This is a genomic window from uncultured Methylobacterium sp., assembly GCF_964244095.1.
Classification (GTDB): Bacteria; Pseudomonadota; Alphaproteobacteria; order Rhizobiales; family Beijerinckiaceae; genus Methylobacterium.
This window is the reverse complement of sequence record NZ_CAXTHR010000005.1, coordinates 32390-47833: the sequence shown is the minus strand read 5'-3', so window position 1 is coordinate 47833 and position 15444 is coordinate 32390. Positions and strand designations below refer to the sequence as shown.

The window sequence follows — 15444 nt, the reverse complement described above, 5'->3', positions numbered from 1 at the left end:
GGCCCCCCACCGTGGGACCCCCTCAGACCGGCGGCCCGGCCGGCCCGAGGCCCGGCGGCATCGCTGTCTCCGGTGGAGTGGACACGGGCTTGCGCGAGCGGCGGGCGCCGAGCGAGCCAAGCCGGCGAAGGCCGCGCATCGCGCGGTCGGAGAGTTCCGAGACGAGCACGAACACCGCCGGCACGAAGACCAGCGACAGCAGCGTCGAGAAGATCAGCCCGCCGATCACGGCGAGCGCCATCGGCGAGCGGAACTCGCCGCCGATGCCGAAGGCGAGCGCCGAGGGCAGCATCCCGGCGACCATGGCGATCGTAGTCATCACGATCGGCCGCGCCCGCTTCTGGCCGGCATCGATGATCGCCGCGTCGCGCGCCACGCCGTGGCGGATCGATTCGACCGCGAAGTCGACCAGCATGATCGCGTTCTTGGTCACGATCCCCATCAGCATCAGGATGCCGATCCACACCGGCGTGGTGAGCTGCTTGCCCGAGATCATCAGCGCGAAGACCGCGCCGCCGAGGGAGAGCGGCAGCGAGAACAGGATGGTGATCGGCAGCAGGAACGAGCCGAACAGCAGCACCAGCACGGCGTAGACCATCATCAGGCCGGCGCTCATCGCCTTGGCGAAGCCGTCGGCGAGTTCGTTCAGGCTCTCGGCATCGCCGCCCTGATCGACGGTGACGCCCTTGGGCAGGGACTTCATTACCGGCAGCGCATCGATCGATTTCAGCACGTCGCCAAGTGCTGCGTTGGCGACGAGGTCGCAGGCCACCGTCGCCTGGCGCTTGCGGTCGTAGCGGCTGATGTTGGTCGGGCCCTGCTGGAAGTCGAGGTCGGCGATGGCGGAAAGCGGGATGCTGCCGCCGCCGCCCTTGGGCACGCGCACCTGCTCCAGCACGCCGCGGTCGACGCGCGCCCGGTCGTCGAGCTGCACGCGGACCGGCACGAGGCGGTCGCCCGCGTCGAACTTGGCGAGCGCCGGCCCGACATCGCCGATGGTCGCGACGCGGATCGTCTCGGCGAGCAGCGTCGGCGAGATGCCGAGCCGCGCGGCGAGGTCGAGATGCGGCCGGATCTGGAGTTCCGGCCGGTCGAGCGTCGTGCCGGAGATGACGTTGGCCACCGTCGGCAGGCGCCGCATCTGGCCGGCGAGCTCGTTGGCGACGTTGGCGACGATGCGCGGGTCGGCGCCGCGCACGACGAGCGAGATCGCGCGCAGGCCGTTCTCGTCCACGAAGTAGAAGCGGATGTCGGGCACCGCCCGCAGGCGGCGGCCGATCTCGCGTTCGAGGTCGCGCTGCGTGATCGAACGCTCGCCCTTGGCGGTGTAGTTGACGATGAACGAGGCGCGCCGCGACTCGATCGGCTCCTTCGGCACCCGGCCGCCGTCCACGAACACGCTGCGCACCTCCGGCAGGCCGCGGATCACCGCGACCACGTCCTCGGTGACCTTCTCAGTCTCGGAGAGCTGCGAACCGGGGGGAAGTTCCAGCGCCATCACCGAACGGGAGGTGTCCTGCGCCGGCAGGAAGCCCTTCGACAACAGGCCGATCGAGGCGATCGAGGCGGCGAAGAACAGCAGCCCGATCACCACCGTGATGGGGTAGAATCGGACCGACAGTGTCACGAGGCGGGTATAGGCCCGCAGCACCGGCCCCGGCGGCTTCTCGACCGCATGGTGCGGCTTCATGATGTAGGCCGCCAGCATCGGCGTGACGAAGCGCGCGGCCAGCAGCGAGAAGAACACCTGCACCGCCACCGTGATGCCGAACTGCTTGAAGAACTGCCCGGCGATGCCGGACATGAAGCTCGCGGGCGCGAAGATCGCGATGATGGTGAGCGAGATCGCGATCACCGCGAGCCCGATCTCGTCGGCGGCGTCCATCGCCGCCTGGAGCGCGGGCTTGCCCATCTTCATGTGGCGGGCGATGTTCTCGATCTCGACGATCGAATCGTCGACGAGGATGCCGGTCGACAGCGTGATCGCGAGGAAGCTGACGAGGTTCAGCGAGAAGCCGAGCGCGTCCATCGCCCAGAAGGCCGGGAAGATCGACAGCGGCAGCGACACCGCGACGATCACCGTGGCGCGTAAATCCCGCAGGAACAGGAACACGATGACGACGGCCAGGAACGCGCCCTCGAACAGGGTGTGGATCGCCGCGTCGTAGTTGCCGAGCGTGAACTCGACCGACGAATCGATCAGCTTGAGGTCGAACTCGGGGTTCTCGGCCTTGATCTGCGCGACGCGGGCCTCGACGGCTTTCGCCACCACCACGTCGCTCGCTCCCTGCGCCCGCTTGATCCCGATCGCCACCACCGGCTCGCCGTTGAGGCGCGCGAAGGTGCGCCGGTCGGCGAAGCTGTCGGTGACGAGGCCGAGGTCGGCGAGCCGCACCTGCCCGCCGGTGGGCAGGGTGATCATCGTGCCGGCGAGGTCGTCGAGCGTCCTGGCCGAGGCCAGCGTGCGGATCGCCTGCTCGCGGCCGCCGATCTCGGCGCGCCCGCCCGTCACCGTGACGTTGGTGCCCGACAGCCGCCGGCTCACGTCCACGGCGGTCAGCCCGAACGCCTGGAGCCGGTCGGGATCCAGCGAGACCAGGATCTCGCGGGTGACGCCGCCGATCACCGCCACCTCGGCCACGCCCTTCACGTCCTGGAGGGAGCGCTTGACGGTGTTCTCCATGAACCACGAGACCTGCTCCGGGCTCTTGCCCGGCGCGGTCGCGGCGTAGGTGACGATCGGCAGGCCGACCACGTCGACGCGCTGGATCAGCGGCTCCTGCACGCTCTGGGGCAGGTTCGCGCGGATGCGGGTGACCGCGTCCTTGACGTCGTTCAGCGCCCGGTCGGTGTTGCTCTCCAGCCGGAAGGCGATCGTCGTCACCGAGAGCCCGTCGGTGACCGAGGACGCGATGTGGCGCACGCCCTCGACGCCCGAGACCCCGTCCTCGACGGTCTTGGTCACCTGCGTCTCGATCTCAGCGGGCGCCGCGCCGAACTGCGCCACCACCACCGAGACCAGCGGGATGTCGGCCGACGGCAGCCGCGTCACCGGCAGGCGGGTGAAGCTCGCCCAGCCGAGCGCCAGCAGGATGATCGAGGCGACGACCGAGGGCAGCGGCCGCTTGATCGCGAGCGAGGAGACGTTAAGCGACATCAGCGCGCGGTTCCCGCCTTGCCGGAGATCACCGGGCCGGAGATCACCGGCGTGACCCGGTCGCCGGCGCGCAGCGCCGTCCCGGTATCGGCGACGACCGGCTCGCCGTCCGACAGGCCCTCGCGGACCTGGACGTTGGATTCGTCGATCAGGCCGGTGCGGATGCTGCGCGTCTCGACCGCGGTGCCGTTCAGGACCTGCACGGTCGGCACGCCGTTCGGGTAGCTGACGGCCGAGCGCGGGACCGAGAGGCCGCAATCGCGCGCGGTCTCGATCACCGCGCTGGCGAACTGGCCCGGACGCAGGGCGGTGGGCGGATCGAGGGTGAGGCGGGCGCGGCCGAGCTGGGTCTTCGGATCGACCTCGCTCACCGCGACCCGCACCGTGCCGCGGATCTCCGGGCCGTCGTCGGGGACGACCCGGGCGGAGGCGCCCATGCGGATCTTGGCGGCGTAGGGGCTCGGCACGTCGATCAGCAGATCGATGCCGGCCTCGCCCATGATGCGCACCATCGGCTCCGGCATCCCGCCGGGGCCGGGCGGCGGCGCCGGTCCCGCGCCGGTCACCGCGCCGATGCGGGCGGACAGCCGGGTGATCCGCCCGGCGATCGGCGCGCGCACCGAGACCGTTTCGAGGCCGGGCGGGCGCTGCGCGGCCGAGGCGTCCGGCTGGCGCACCGCCTTCAGGAGTTCCTGCCCGCTGGTGACGGTATCGCCCTCGCCGGCCAGGATCTCGGTGATCCGGTAGCCGTCGAAGGGCAGGCTCGCGCCGCTCTCCTCACGGGGAAGCGCGAAGCCGGTGACGCGCACCGTCTCCCTGAGACAGGCCGAACCCGCGCGCACGCCGAGCACGCTCGTCCCCTCCGGCGTGCTCTCCGCCGCGGCCGGCCCGATGACGGCCGACAGCATCGTCGCGACCGCGAGCGGTCCGAGTCGGCTGCGACGGGATCGGGTCGGGTGGTCGCGCATGGCGGTCGATTGCGTCCGGTTCGCTCGTCTCAAGGGGCCGTGGCCGTCCCGCCCTCCCTTCGGAAGGGCGGGACGGCGCGACGGAGGTTCAGCGCCCGGCGGTCTTGACCTGGAGCAGGTTCACGGCCTGCACCCGGCGGTTCTCGCGGGCGAGGGGATCGGCCTGGTTCTTCAGGTGCGCCTTGCCGTAGCCGACGCTGATCAGGTTGGATTCTGGGATCTGATAGGTGTTCACGAGGAAGCGGCGCACCGATTCGGCGCGCCGCTCCGACAGGCTCTGGTTGGCGCTGTCCGAGCCCTTCGCGTCGGTGTGGCCGGCGATGACGAACGTCTGACCCTGCATCGCGCTGTTCGAGAGCGCCTTGCCGAGCTTGTTCGCGGTGACGAGCGCCTCGCCGCGCAACGCGTCGGAGTTGACGTCGAACTCCATCGCGAGGTCGATCTGGGGCTTCTCCGCCGCCACGACGTCGAGCTTCTGCCGCTCGCCCATCGACAGCGAGCGGGTCGGCTTGTTGCGCAGCGAATCGACGAAGGCGGCGTCCGCCGGCGGGGTAGCCGGGGCCTGCGCGCCGACCGACAGGCTGCGCGTCCGCTGCGGCGCCGGCGCGGACAGCGCCTTGAGGATCTGCGCCTCGCTGACGTCCTCCGCGATCACGGGCCGACCGAGCAGCAGCAGCCCCATCGCGCCCAGTCCGAGGAGTCGTCTCGTATTGCCCGAAGTACCGAACATGTGAGCCTCCAAGTCGCTCCGCGGAGCCTAGAGCCGCTGAGCTTTCTTCACACGGCGACAGCCGCCGATCAACACGGCATGACAGCTTTCGATACGGACAGGCGTGCGGATCGACACGCGAACGGCGGCAATCCGTGCAGCCTGTGCAGGTCATTGCCGGAAAGACGCTCCGGACGAGGGGCCCGCCACCGTCCGCGCCGAAGTCCCGCGCCGGTCAGCGCAGGCCGTACTCGGTGAATTCCCTGTCGAGGGCCGGGTTGAGCTGGAGCGCGCTTGCAAGATCGCGGCTGCCGAGGGCCTTCTCGCCGAGGCGCGTGCGGGCGACGCCGCGCCCGTAGAGCGCCGAGCTGCGGCCGGGATCGAGCCGCAGCACCGCGTCGTAGTCCGACACGGCGGCGCGGAACGCGCCCGCCTTGAGGTTGACGAGGCCGCGGCTGTCCAGGGCGTCGGCGAAGCCGGGACGGAGCTTCAGCGCCTGGTTGCAGTCGGCGAGCGCGGGCTTCAGCGCGTCGGCCATCGCCCGCATCCAGCAGCGGTTGTTGTAGGCTTCCGGGTTGAGCGGGTTGAGTCGGATGGCCTGATCGAAGTCGGCGATCGCCGCCGCGGCATCGCCGCGCTGGGCGTGGTATTGCCCGCGCTCGTAATAGGCCGCCTCGTCGCGGGGGTCCCTGGCGATCCGCGCGTCGAGATCGGCCTGCCGCTGGCGATCCCCCGCGTCCTTGCGCTCCGTCGGCGCGAGCGCCGCGATCTCGGTGCGTGCCCTGTCGGCCAGCGCGCCCTCCGGATGCCGTGTCAGGAACGCCTCGTAGGCCGCCCTGGTGCCCTTCGCGCGCGCGGAGGCGAAATCGTCGGATTCCGCTTCCGCCGCAGCCCGATCGCGGGCGGCCCGATCGCTCGCAGCCTGCTCCCTGGCCATCTGATCCTTGGCCATCTGATCCTTGGCCATCTGATCCTTGGCCATCTGATCCTTGGCTGCCTGATCCTTGGCCGCCTGATCCTTGGCTGCCTGATCCGTCTTCGATCGATCGAGCGCGGCGCGTTCCTCGGCTGCCCTCGCGTCGGCGGCGATCCTGTCCTTGCCGGCCCGATCCTGGCGTGCCTTCTCCCGGTCGGCCTCCTCCCGGACCGCCTGCTGGCGGGCGGCGGCTTCGCCGTCGGCCGGTTCCTTCGCGACCGTATCCTTCGGAGCCACATCCTTCAGAGCCACATCCTTCGCAGCCGTATCTTTCGCAGCCTTGTCCGGCACCGAAGCCTCGGACGGTCTCGCCTCCGGGCGGCGCGCCGCCTTCGGCCGGTCGGGGTCGAACGAGAACGGCTCGTCGAGCTGCGAGACCAGGGCCGGCGCCGGACCGCCGCGCGCGCGCTTGCCCATCGCGTCGCGGCAGGCGGTGAAGGCCTGCTCGGCATCCTGGTCGGCGACGCCGATCTGGCGAACCAGTTCGGCCACGAACGGGCTGCGGGTGATCCCGGCCTCGTTCAGCACGCCGCCCGCCGCCGTCGCGGAGATCGCGAGCAGGCCGGGGGCCGGGGAGACCGGCGCCAGCCCCGTCGAGAAGCTGCGGAACCGGCGCTCGAACGGGTTGCGCCGCGAGGCGTCGAGGACCAGCACCCGGGCGCTCGGACCCCGCTTGCCGAGCCCGTCGAGGATGTCGTCGACCGAAATGCCGTCGCGGGCCACGTCCGCCTCGCTCCAGACCCGGGCATCGACCGGAATGAGGTAGTTCCGCTTGCCGACCTGGATGCCGTAGCCGCCGAAGAACACCAGGGCGATCCCGTCGGGCTCGACCCCGCGCTGGAAGCGATCGATCGCCGCCTGCATCGCGTCCCGGGCGAGGTTCTCGCCGAACTCGACGGTGAACCCGCTGCGCTTCAGCGCGTCTGCGAGCGCACGGCCGTCGGGCACCGGACCCGGCAGCACCGCATCGCTGTCGGGATAGGCGGCGTTGGCGATGATCAGGGCCGATCGGGCCGCGGCCGCCGCGGTGTCCGCACAGCCGAGCGCCGCCAGCAGCAGGCCGAGTGAGAGCGCGAGGGTACGGACGGCGTGCATGCGGAACTCGGCGGTATTCGCGAGCCCGGTCATACAGCCCGACGGTTTGACTCGGCAATAGGTCAGACGCCGGCCGGCCGGACGATACAATGCAGACCGGCGCCGAACAGCTCTTCCGGCCCGGCGATCACAGTCGATCGCCGCGCGCCGGCCTCAGGCTCCGCGGGCCGCCTCCACCTTGGCCAGCTCGACCGCCGCGCGCAGCTCGATATCCGCGATCAGACCGTCGAGGCGCGGATCTCCGGTGGTCTCCGCCCGTTCGGACAGCCGCCCGGCGATGGCCAGCAGTTCGTGGGTCGCGACCCGGCCGGACAGCAGCGAGACCTTGAGCCGGTCGAGGCCGTCGAGGAGGTCGTGGCCGCGCCGCGCCGAGCGTCGGCGGCGCTCGGACGGCGTGTCGGGCTCGCCCTGGAGCAGCAGCACCGCGTCGAGGCCGGCCAGCGTCGCGGCCGCGGCCGTCGCACCCACGCGGGCGTTCGCGGGCTCGGCGCCGACGCTGAAGCTGGGGCCGGCCTCGAGCTTGCGGCCGGGCCCGAGGGCGCTCAGTCCGAAGGCGCCCGGACGGTTCTCGACACGCATCGCTTCGAGGGCTCCCACGGCGCGCAAGCCGCCCAAGCCGACCCTCGGTCCGGCATGGTTAACCGTGCGTAAACGCCCCGGCAGAACTTGCCGGGTCGGCACGGAACGGGAGATGCCGGAGCCGGCCCGGCTGCCGGCCATGCTCGAAAAAATCTTTTTGTGTCATGCAGTTAGTATCGTGCAGAGGCTGGCACGCGGCTGGCAGGAGGAAGGCGGTCCGCCATCCCGAAAAGCCCGGCATGCATCAGCGCCACGCCACGATCCGGAACGCCCTGCGCCTCGTCCTGGCGCTCGCGCTCGTCGTCGGCGGCGCCGTGCCGGTGCTGGCGCTGTCGCGGGTGAAGGACCTCGCGCAGATCGAGGGCGTGCGCGCCAACCAGCTCGTCGGCTACGGCATCGTCGTCGGCCTCAACGGCACCGGCGACACCCTGAACAACATCCCGTTCACCAAGCAGTCGCTGCAGGCGATGCTGGAGCGCCTCGGCGTCAACACCCGCGGCGCCACGATGCGGACCCAGAACCTCGCCGCAGTGATGGTGACGGCGAGCCTGCCGCCGTTCGCGGCGCAGGGCACGCGCATCGACGTCACCGTCTCGTCGCTCGGCGACGCGAAGTCGCTCCAGGGCGGCACGCTGCTCGTCACGCCGCTGCTCGGCGCCGACGGCGAGGTCTATGCGCTGGCGCAGGGCTCGGTGGCCATCGCCGGCTTCTCGGCGGAAGGCGACGCGGCCAAGATCACCCGCGGCGTGCCGACCAACGGCCGCATCGCCAACGGCGCCAACATCGAGCGCGAGATCGCCTTCAAGCTCACCGACGCGCGCTCGCTGCGCCTGTCGCTGAGGAACCCCGACTTCACCACCTCGAAGCGGATCGCGTCCGCGATCAACGACTTCATGGGCGCCGACACTGCCGAGCCGACGGACCCGGCCACGGTCACGATCCAGATCCCGGCCAAGTACAACGGCAACATGATCCGCCTGATCACCGAGATCGAGCAGCTCAAGGTCGAGCCCGACCAGACGGCGCGGGTCGTGGTCGACGAGCGCTCGGGCATCATCGTGATGGGCCGCGACGTGCGCGTCTCCACCGTGGCGATCGCCCAGGGCAACCTCACCGTCACCATCACCGAGCAGCCGCAGGTGAGCCAGCCGGCCCCGCTCTCGAACGGGCGCACCACGATGGTGCCGCGCACCGGCGTGAAGGTGGACACCGGCGACGGCAACAAGCTGGCGCTGGTCAAGGAAGGCGTGAGCCTGCGCGACCTCGTCGACGGCCTCAACGCGCTCGGCGTCGGCCCCCGCGACCTGATCTCGATCCTCCAGGCGATCAAGGCCGCAGGCGCGCTCCAGGCCGACATCGAACTGATGTGATGCCCCACCCTCCCGACATCCGGAGATCCTGACATGCTCCCCCTCGCAACCTTCGCCGCGACCGCCGCCATGGGCGTCGGCAAGGCCATCGCCGGCACCGTCGCCGACACGGTCTCGAAGACCGCTCAGGCCGCCTCCGACGCGGCCACGAAGAAGGCGCGCAAGACCGCGACCGAGTTCGAGTCGATGTTCCTCGAATCCTCCCTCGACCGGCTGACGCAGTCGGAGGGGACCGACGGGCCGATGGGCGAGAACGGCACCGGCGGCGGCGTCTACCGCTCGATGCTCACCAAGGAATACGCCAGCCAGATCGTGAAGAGCGGCGGCGTCGGCATCGCCAACCAGGTGTTCTCGGAGATGATGAAGATGCAGGGAGCCGCGACCGGCGCCGTGAACGGGGCGGCCCATGCAGCCTGATCCGACGCTGCGCGTCGCCGACCGGGCTGGCGCCGACGCCCTCGTCCAGGCGGTGATGTCCGCGATGCAGGCGCTGGAGGCCGTGCTCGCGGCCGAGAGCGGCCATGTCCGCGCCGGGCGTCTGCGCGAGGGGCTGGCGGAATCCGAGGCCAAGGGCGCGCTCGTCGGCGCCTATCTCCGGGGCCTGGAGGCGGCCAAGGCGAACGCGGTCGCGCTCGCCCGCTTCGCACCAGCCGGGGTCGAGGCGTTGCGGGCGGCCCACCGCCGCTTCGCCGCCGCGGTCGAGACCAACCAGATGGTGCTCGCCACCGCGCGGACGGTCTCGGAGGGGCTGATCAAGTCGCTCGCCGACGACCTCGGCCGCGCCCGCACGCCGACCGTCTACGGTGCGCCGTCCCGGTCGCCCTCGCCCTATGGACGCGGCGCGGCGAGCGGGCCGCTGGTGCTGTCGCGGAGCCTGTGAGCGTCAGCGCCGCGCGTTTCCGATCCGCACGAAGGTCCTGACAGGGCCGAGATCGGACTCGGTTCGGGTGTCGATGGTGAAGCGCCCGGCGACCGCCGGCGCCGCGACCGTGCCGCCCTGGCCGGCGCGCAGGTCCGCGCCGGCGGCGACGCGGCCCGACACGCGGGTGCAGATCGGGCTTCCGGGCAGGCGGACGAAGCCGGCGCCGTAGCCGGGACAGGGCGTGCCGGCACCGGCGACCGGTGCCTTGGCGATATCCCGCGCGTGGCACGGGCCGGCCGCGAAAATCCCGGCAAGGATCAGGCTCGGCCCGACGCGACGCCCCACGATGTCCTCCCCCGACCGGCCTGCGCATCGACCATAGGCCGACGCGGCGACGGCGATCAACCGATGGCCTTCGCCGCGACGGCGCGTCAGCCCATGGATCAGCCGAGGTAGTTGACGAGCGACAGCTTCGAGAGCGACGACGTGATCTGGTAGCTCGCCTGGAGCCGGTTCTGGACTTCGAGCAGCTTGGCGGCGACCTCCTCGATCGGTGCGCTCTCCACGCCGTCGACCGCGTTCTGCAATGTGGCGCGGCTGGCCGCGTTCTGCGACTTCGCGTTCGAGAGGGCGCTGGATGCGAGGCCGAAATCGATGGCGATCGCCTGCAGGCTCGGCTCGGTCGAGGCTTTCCCCAGGAGATCGTAGGCACGGCTCGCCAGGGCCGGGAATCGGTTCGTCGGCGTGGTCGCGGCGGGATCGGCGAGACCGTCGACCGCCAGCGCGGCGAAGCCCGCGAGCGCCTTCTGGATCGGCACCTCGTTGGCCTGCGCGCCGACTGCGATCTCGCGGATCGTGCCGGTCCGGACGATGGCGGTGGAGCGCGCGTCGACGTCCGCCTCATCGCCCTGGTACCAGATCACGGTGGTGGTCGAGGCGGCGTCCCTGTAGGTCGGCGTCGTGCCGGAGGTGTCGATGCGCTTGGGTGCCTGGCCGGACGCCGTCGAGGCGGAAAAGAAGTCCTCCGCGGCGCGCGTCGTGGAACTCGCCGAGAGCGCGCCGCCGGCGGCGTCCTTCAACGCGGCCGCCAGGGCGTCCTTCAGGTTGGCGGTGGTCGCGGCCGCATCCGCGCCGATGGTGAAGCCGGCGTTCGAGACGGCGGAGGCGGCCGTCTGCGCGGTCAGCGTGAGGCTCATCGTGGTGCCGTCGTGCAGCGCGAGCCGGACGGTGATGCTGTCGCCCGCCGCCGGCTGGCCCGAGAGGCCGATGTCGTAGGACGCGTAGTCGCCGCCGCCATAGGTCGCGGTCAGCGTCGGGGTGCTGCCGCTCTGGACGCTCGCGACGGTGCCGCCCTGCGCCGCCGCGAAGGCGTTGAGGCCCGCCGCCGCCGCGGCGGCGGTGCCGAAGACCCCGAAGCTGTCGGTGGAGCCGGCCGGGATCGGCGAGCGGGCGGTGAGGTCGTAGCTCTTCTGGCTGCCGTCCGCGAGGTTGACGCTCACGCGGAAACGCTCGCCGCTTACGGGCGCGTGATCGAGGGCCGTCACGGTCGCGGCTCTGGCCGCGTGCGTCGCGTCCGCGGTCGCGGTGAGCGCGCCGGTCGTCGTCGGCGCCGCGGCGATGCGGAAGCCGAAATTGGCACGGGTCTCGCCGGTGGCGTCGGCGGTGTCCTCGGAGAGCGAGAAGGTGTTGCTCGCGCGCGTCGCGCCGAGTTCGAGCCGCCCGAGGCCGTCCGTGCCGAGATCGGCCGCCTTCTGCTCGGCGACCAGCGTCACCAGCCCATCCTGCCTCGGCGTGCTCGCGGCGTCACCGTTGAGGATGATGCTGCTCGACCGCACCGGCTCGGTCTCGCTGGCGCGGCCGCCGAACAGGTATTGTCCCGCCGCGCTCTGGTTCAGGGCGTCGAGCGCGCCGTCGAGGCTGTTCAGGCCGAGCTTCGCGGTCGCGGCGGCCCCGGCGCCGTCGCGCGGGCTCGCCGTGAGGCCGGTCCGCAGGTCCGCGGTCAGGGTGGCGACCTGTTGCAGGCTCGTGGAGGCGATCGACACCCGCGTCTGCGCGGAGGCGATGCCCGCGTCGTAGCCGTCGAGCGCGCTCAGCGTGGCCCGTGCCGTGAGGCTCGTGGTCCGGCCGGCGCCGAGGCCGGCATAGGTCTCCGCCGTCCGGCCGGTGGAGAGCTGCGTCGACAGGGTGTCGAGCTGGCTCTTCAGCGCGAGGATCTGCGAGGTCGCCTTGTCGACGGTGTAGCGGCCGGCGGCGTAGGGGCGGATCGTCGTCATGGTCGGGCGCGCTTTCGGGCGGAATGTGCGCGGTTCGCGTTAACGAAGCGCGTGACGCGGGAGGGACGGGCGCCGGCGCGCCCTCAGATCCGGAGCAGGGTGTCGAGCATGTCGCGGGCGGCGGTCAGCACCCGGGCGTTGGCGCTGTAGGCGGTCTGGAGCGCGATCAGGTTCGCCATCTCCTCGTCGACGCTGACGCCGGCGCTCTTCGAGAACCGGCCCTGGGCGGTGGAAAGGGCGATGCCCTGGCCCGAATCGAGGCTTGCCGCGCTGCTCGCCGCAGCCCCTTGCGCGGCGATGACGTCCTGCGCGAAGCCCGTCACGCTGGCCGTGTAGGGCGCCGCGATGCCGCCGATGCCGCTCGAGGACGAGAAGGTCTGCCGGTCAGCGGTCAGCGCGTCGTAGACGAACTGCGCGCGGGTCGATTCCGCGCCCGGCCGCGTGGTGCCGGACGCCGTCAGCGCGGCGGTGTCGGCGCTCACCGCCGGGTTGACGGTAATCCGCTGCGCGAAGCCCGTCCGTTGCGAGCCCGCGTCGAACGATCCCGTGAACAGGCCCTTGCCCGAGCCGTCGACGAACAGCGCGAGCTGCGGGTAGCCGCTCGACAGGTCGCTTGCGCTGGTCGGCACGGTGATCGTCGCGCTGGCGCCCGTGACGCGGAAGCCGCCGGTGCCGCTCACCGTGACGACGCCGCCGACGCCGCTGGCGGTCAGCGCCGGGACGTTCCTGTAGCCCTGCGCGCGCGCGCGGGCCGACAGGCCGTCGAGCGCCTGCTGGACCTTGGCCGCGTAGGTCGAGGGCCCGCCCGAGATGTCGAAGGTCTGGGCGAAGGCGGTGCCGTCGTCGGCCGCGGCCGGGTCGATGCCGGCGGTGGCGCTGTTCGAGGCGATCAGGATGACGTTGCGCACCGAGCCGTCCGGGGCCGTCACCGGCAGCGTCAGGGTGTTGCCGGCCTGGATGCCGGCGAGGTCGGCGGCGGCGCCGGTGCCGCCGACCGTGCCGGTCGCGGTCCTGTCTGTGAGCGCGCCGGCGAGGCCCGCCGCGAGGTCGTCGAGCTGGCGCTGGACCTGCGGCAGCGTCGTGTCCCGCAGGTCGAGCCCGGCCGCGATCGAGCCCGAGCGCAGCACGCCGGGCTCGCCGAGGTCGATCCGGCCGCCGCCCGGCGTCGTCGCGGTGATGGTGCCGACGCTGCGCACCGCGGCGTCGGCGGCGTAGGCCGCGTTGGCGTTCAGCGTCCCGCGTCCGTCGAAGACGAGGGCGGCGGCGCTGGCGCGATCGACGAGGGTCACGCCGGACCGCGTCGACACCGTGACGCTGCCGTCGCGCTGCTCCACCGTCTGGACGTCCATGTAAGTCGAGAGCTGCGTGATCTGCTGGTCGCGCTGGTCCTGCAGGTCGGCCTTGGTGGCGTCGTCGGTGATCGACTGGATCTTCACGTTCAGGCCGGCGATCCCCGAGAGCAGCGCGCCCGCGCTCGCGGTCTCGGTGCCGAGGCTCGCCTCGATGCCGCTGCGCAGATCCTGCACGCCGCGCGCGATGGCGTTGACGCTGCCCGCGAGCGCGGAGGCCGCCTCGACCACGCTGCCGCGGGCCGCCGCCGAGGTCGGGTTGGCCGCGAGCGTCTGCAGCGATTGCGTGAACGTGTTGACGAGGCCGTCCAGCGCCGTCGCGCTGCCGGGCGTGCCGAACAGCGTGTCGACCTGCGCCGCGATGTCGGACTTCGTGCCGGTATAGGCCGCGCCGGCGCTCTCCAGGCGGAGCTGCTTCAGGGCGGCGGCGTCGAAGCTGCGGGTGATGGTGCCGGTCGCGACCCCCGAATTGCCGATCCCGGAGGCGACCGAACTCACCGTCCGCCTGACGTAGCCGGCGGTGCCCGCGTTGGCGACGTTCTGCGAGACCACGCCGATGGCGGTCTGCGTCGCCTTGAGCCCGGCCGCGGCCGTCTGGAGGGCGTTCAGGGCCATGTCCGTCTACGATCCTCCTTCGCCGCCCTCGAAAGCGCGCCGCCCGTCGTCAGCGGATGACGTTGAGCAGGTCCGACATCATCGTCTGGGCCGTCGACATCACCCTGGTGTTGGCCGAATAAGCCTGCTGGGTGACGATCATTTTCGAGAATTCGCCGGCGATGTCGGTGTTCGAGGCCTCGACGCTGGCGCCCACGAGGGTCGATCCGTCGAGGCCGGCGAGCGGCACGCCGGAATCGATCGTCTGCGCGTAGTTCCCGTTCGAGAGCGGCTTCAGCCCGTCCGGGTTCACGAAGCGGGCGATGCCGACCGAGGCCAGCGTCACCGAGGAGCCGTTCGAGAACGCGCCGACGATCCGGCCGTCGTTCGTCACCGCGACGTCGTTGAGCGTGCCGGCCGCGTAGCCGTTCTGGGTGAGCGTGTTCGTCGTCACCGTGCCCGAGGCGGTGGCGTATTGCGTCAGCGTCGTCTTGTCGAACAGCAGGTCGACGTTGCCGAGGTTGGTGCCGTCGATGGTGAGGCCGGCGATCGTCGCCTTGCCGCCCGCGGGCTGGATGAGCTGGCCGGTGTTGTCGAAGGTGAAGCCGGTGCCGGCATTGGTCCAGGCGCTCTTGTCGGCGGAGGCCGTGCTGTCGGCGGCGTAGAACAGGTTCCAGATCGCCGGCGTGGTGGCGTTGGCATCCTGGATCTTGGCCCAGCGCGTGTTGACGCTCACCGGCGCACCGGTCGCGGTGTAGGCCGTCACCGCCGGGCCCGAGATGCTGCTGGCGAAGAAGTCCGCGGCGGCGGTCGCCGCGACCTGCCGGCCCGCCGTCGCCGTGCCGTCGGTCGCGGTGACGAGCGCGCCGGTGTCGGCCGGGGCGTAGAGCGCGGAGCGCGTCGTGCCGGACGCGACGGTCGCGGGCGTCGTCGGCAGGTTCGCGCCGTAGGTGATCGCGGTGGTCTGCCTGGCCGCCAGCGTCCGGTTGGCGATCCTGATCGCGCCGGCGCTGGTGACTTGGCCCGTCGACGGGTCGTAGTTCTGGCCCTGGAGGTAGCCGCCGGCACCGTTGACGAGGTAGCCGTCCTTGTCGGGGCTGAAATCGCCGCGGCGGGTGTAGAGCGGCGTGCCGGAGAACGTGCTCTGCCCGTTGGCGTCGCCGGTCTTGGTCTGCACCGTGAAGAGGCCGTTGCCGTTCACCGCCATGTTGGTGGCGACGCCGGTCGCAGCGATGTTGCCCTGGAGGGTGTTGGTGAGCTGAGACTGCGCCAGCACCGTGCCGGCGACCTCGTGCTTGGGCGTCTGCTCGGCCAACAGGTCGACGAAGCTCGTATCGATGCGCTTGTAGCCGGTGGTCTGGGAGTTGGCGATGTTCCCGGAGATGTTGTCGATGGCGTAGGACTGGGCCTTGAGCCCGGAGACCGCCGTCTGCAACGCCGTGAAGATATCCATGACGCGCCGTCTTTCCCGCTTGCGCCGCACCCGCGTGCCGGTCGCCCGTTCGGAAGGTG

The 15444-nt window shown here is 71.5% G+C and carries 12 protein-coding genes; 3 read left to right on the top strand and 9 right to left on the bottom strand.

Features of this window, described 5'->3' with window-relative positions; all coding sequences use genetic code 11:
• Positions 1-22: 22 nt before the first annotated feature.
• From ACFE86_RS01825 to ACFE86_RS01805, 5 genes are all read right to left on the bottom strand, one after another.
• Positions 23-3157, bottom strand: a complete 3135-nt coding sequence (locus tag ACFE86_RS01825; protein ID WP_375453622.1) for an efflux RND transporter permease subunit — start codon at positions 3155-3157, stop codon at positions 23-25.
• Positions 3157-4065 (bottom strand): efflux RND transporter periplasmic adaptor subunit, encoded by a 909-nt coding sequence (locus ACFE86_RS01820; RefSeq protein WP_375453621.1) that lies wholly within the window; start codon positions 4063-4065, stop codon positions 3157-3159. Before ACFE86_RS01820 ends, ACFE86_RS01825 begins: the two co-directional genes overlap by 1 nt.
• Positions 4066-4213: 148 nt before the next feature.
• On the bottom strand, positions 4214-4855 hold the full coding sequence (locus tag ACFE86_RS01815) for an OmpA family protein (protein ID WP_375453620.1): 642 nt from the start codon (positions 4853-4855) through the stop codon (positions 4214-4216).
• 214 nt (positions 4856-5069) lie between these two features.
• Positions 5070-6905 (bottom strand): caspase family protein, encoded by a 1836-nt coding sequence (locus ACFE86_RS01810; RefSeq protein ID WP_375453619.1) that lies wholly within the window; start codon positions 6903-6905, stop codon positions 5070-5072.
• Between the two features lie 153 nt (positions 6906-7058).
• Complete coding sequence (locus tag ACFE86_RS01805; protein WP_375453618.1) at positions 7059-7484, bottom strand: flagellar assembly protein FliX; 426 nt, start codon at positions 7482-7484, stop codon at positions 7059-7061.
• Between the two features lie 239 nt (positions 7485-7723).
• Here ACFE86_RS01805 and ACFE86_RS01800 point away from each other — a divergent pair, with 239 nt between their 5' ends.
• Genes ACFE86_RS01800 through ACFE86_RS01790 form a run of 3 tightly spaced genes read left to right on the top strand, consistent with a single transcriptional unit; the run spans position 7724 to position 9734 of the window.
• A complete protein-coding gene (locus ACFE86_RS01800) occupies positions 7724-8854 on the top strand; it encodes a flagellar basal body P-ring protein FlgI (protein WP_375453617.1) in 1131 nt (376 codons plus the stop codon).
• 33 nt (positions 8855-8887) lie between these two features.
• A complete protein-coding gene (locus tag ACFE86_RS01795) occupies positions 8888-9271 on the top strand; it encodes a rod-binding protein (RefSeq protein WP_375453616.1) in 384 nt (127 codons plus the stop codon).
• On the top strand, positions 9261-9734 hold the full coding sequence (locus tag ACFE86_RS01790) for a hypothetical protein (protein WP_375453615.1): 474 nt from the start codon (positions 9261-9263) through the stop codon (positions 9732-9734). The genes ACFE86_RS01795 and ACFE86_RS01790 overlap by 11 nt, the downstream gene beginning before the upstream one ends.
• 3 nt (positions 9735-9737) lie before the next feature.
• Here ACFE86_RS01790 and ACFE86_RS01785 read toward each other — a convergent pair whose 3' ends face one another.
• The 4 genes from ACFE86_RS01785 to ACFE86_RS01770 form a co-directional block, all read right to left on the bottom strand.
• Positions 9738-10061 carry a porin gene (locus ACFE86_RS01785; RefSeq protein WP_375453614.1) on the bottom strand — a complete coding sequence of 108 codons (324 nt, stop codon included), beginning with the start codon at positions 10059-10061 and terminating at the stop codon, positions 9738-9740.
• 98 nt (positions 10062-10159) lie between these two features.
• The gene (locus ACFE86_RS01780; protein ID WP_375453613.1) at positions 10160-11989 is read right to left on the bottom strand and encodes a hypothetical protein; all 1830 of its coding nucleotides are present in this window, start codon (positions 11987-11989) and stop codon (positions 10160-10162) included.
• An 83-nt stretch (positions 11990-12072) separates the two neighbouring features.
• On the bottom strand, positions 12073-13953 hold the full coding sequence (gene flgK / locus ACFE86_RS01775) for a flagellar hook-associated protein FlgK (RefSeq protein ID WP_375453612.1): 1881 nt from the start codon (positions 13951-13953) through the stop codon (positions 12073-12075).
• A 49-nt stretch (positions 13954-14002) separates the two neighbouring features.
• Positions 14003-15385, bottom strand: coding sequence for a flagellar hook protein FlgE (locus ACFE86_RS01770; protein WP_375453611.1), 1383 nt, complete (start codon positions 15383-15385; stop codon positions 14003-14005).
• Between the last annotated feature and the right edge of the window lie 59 nt (positions 15386-15444).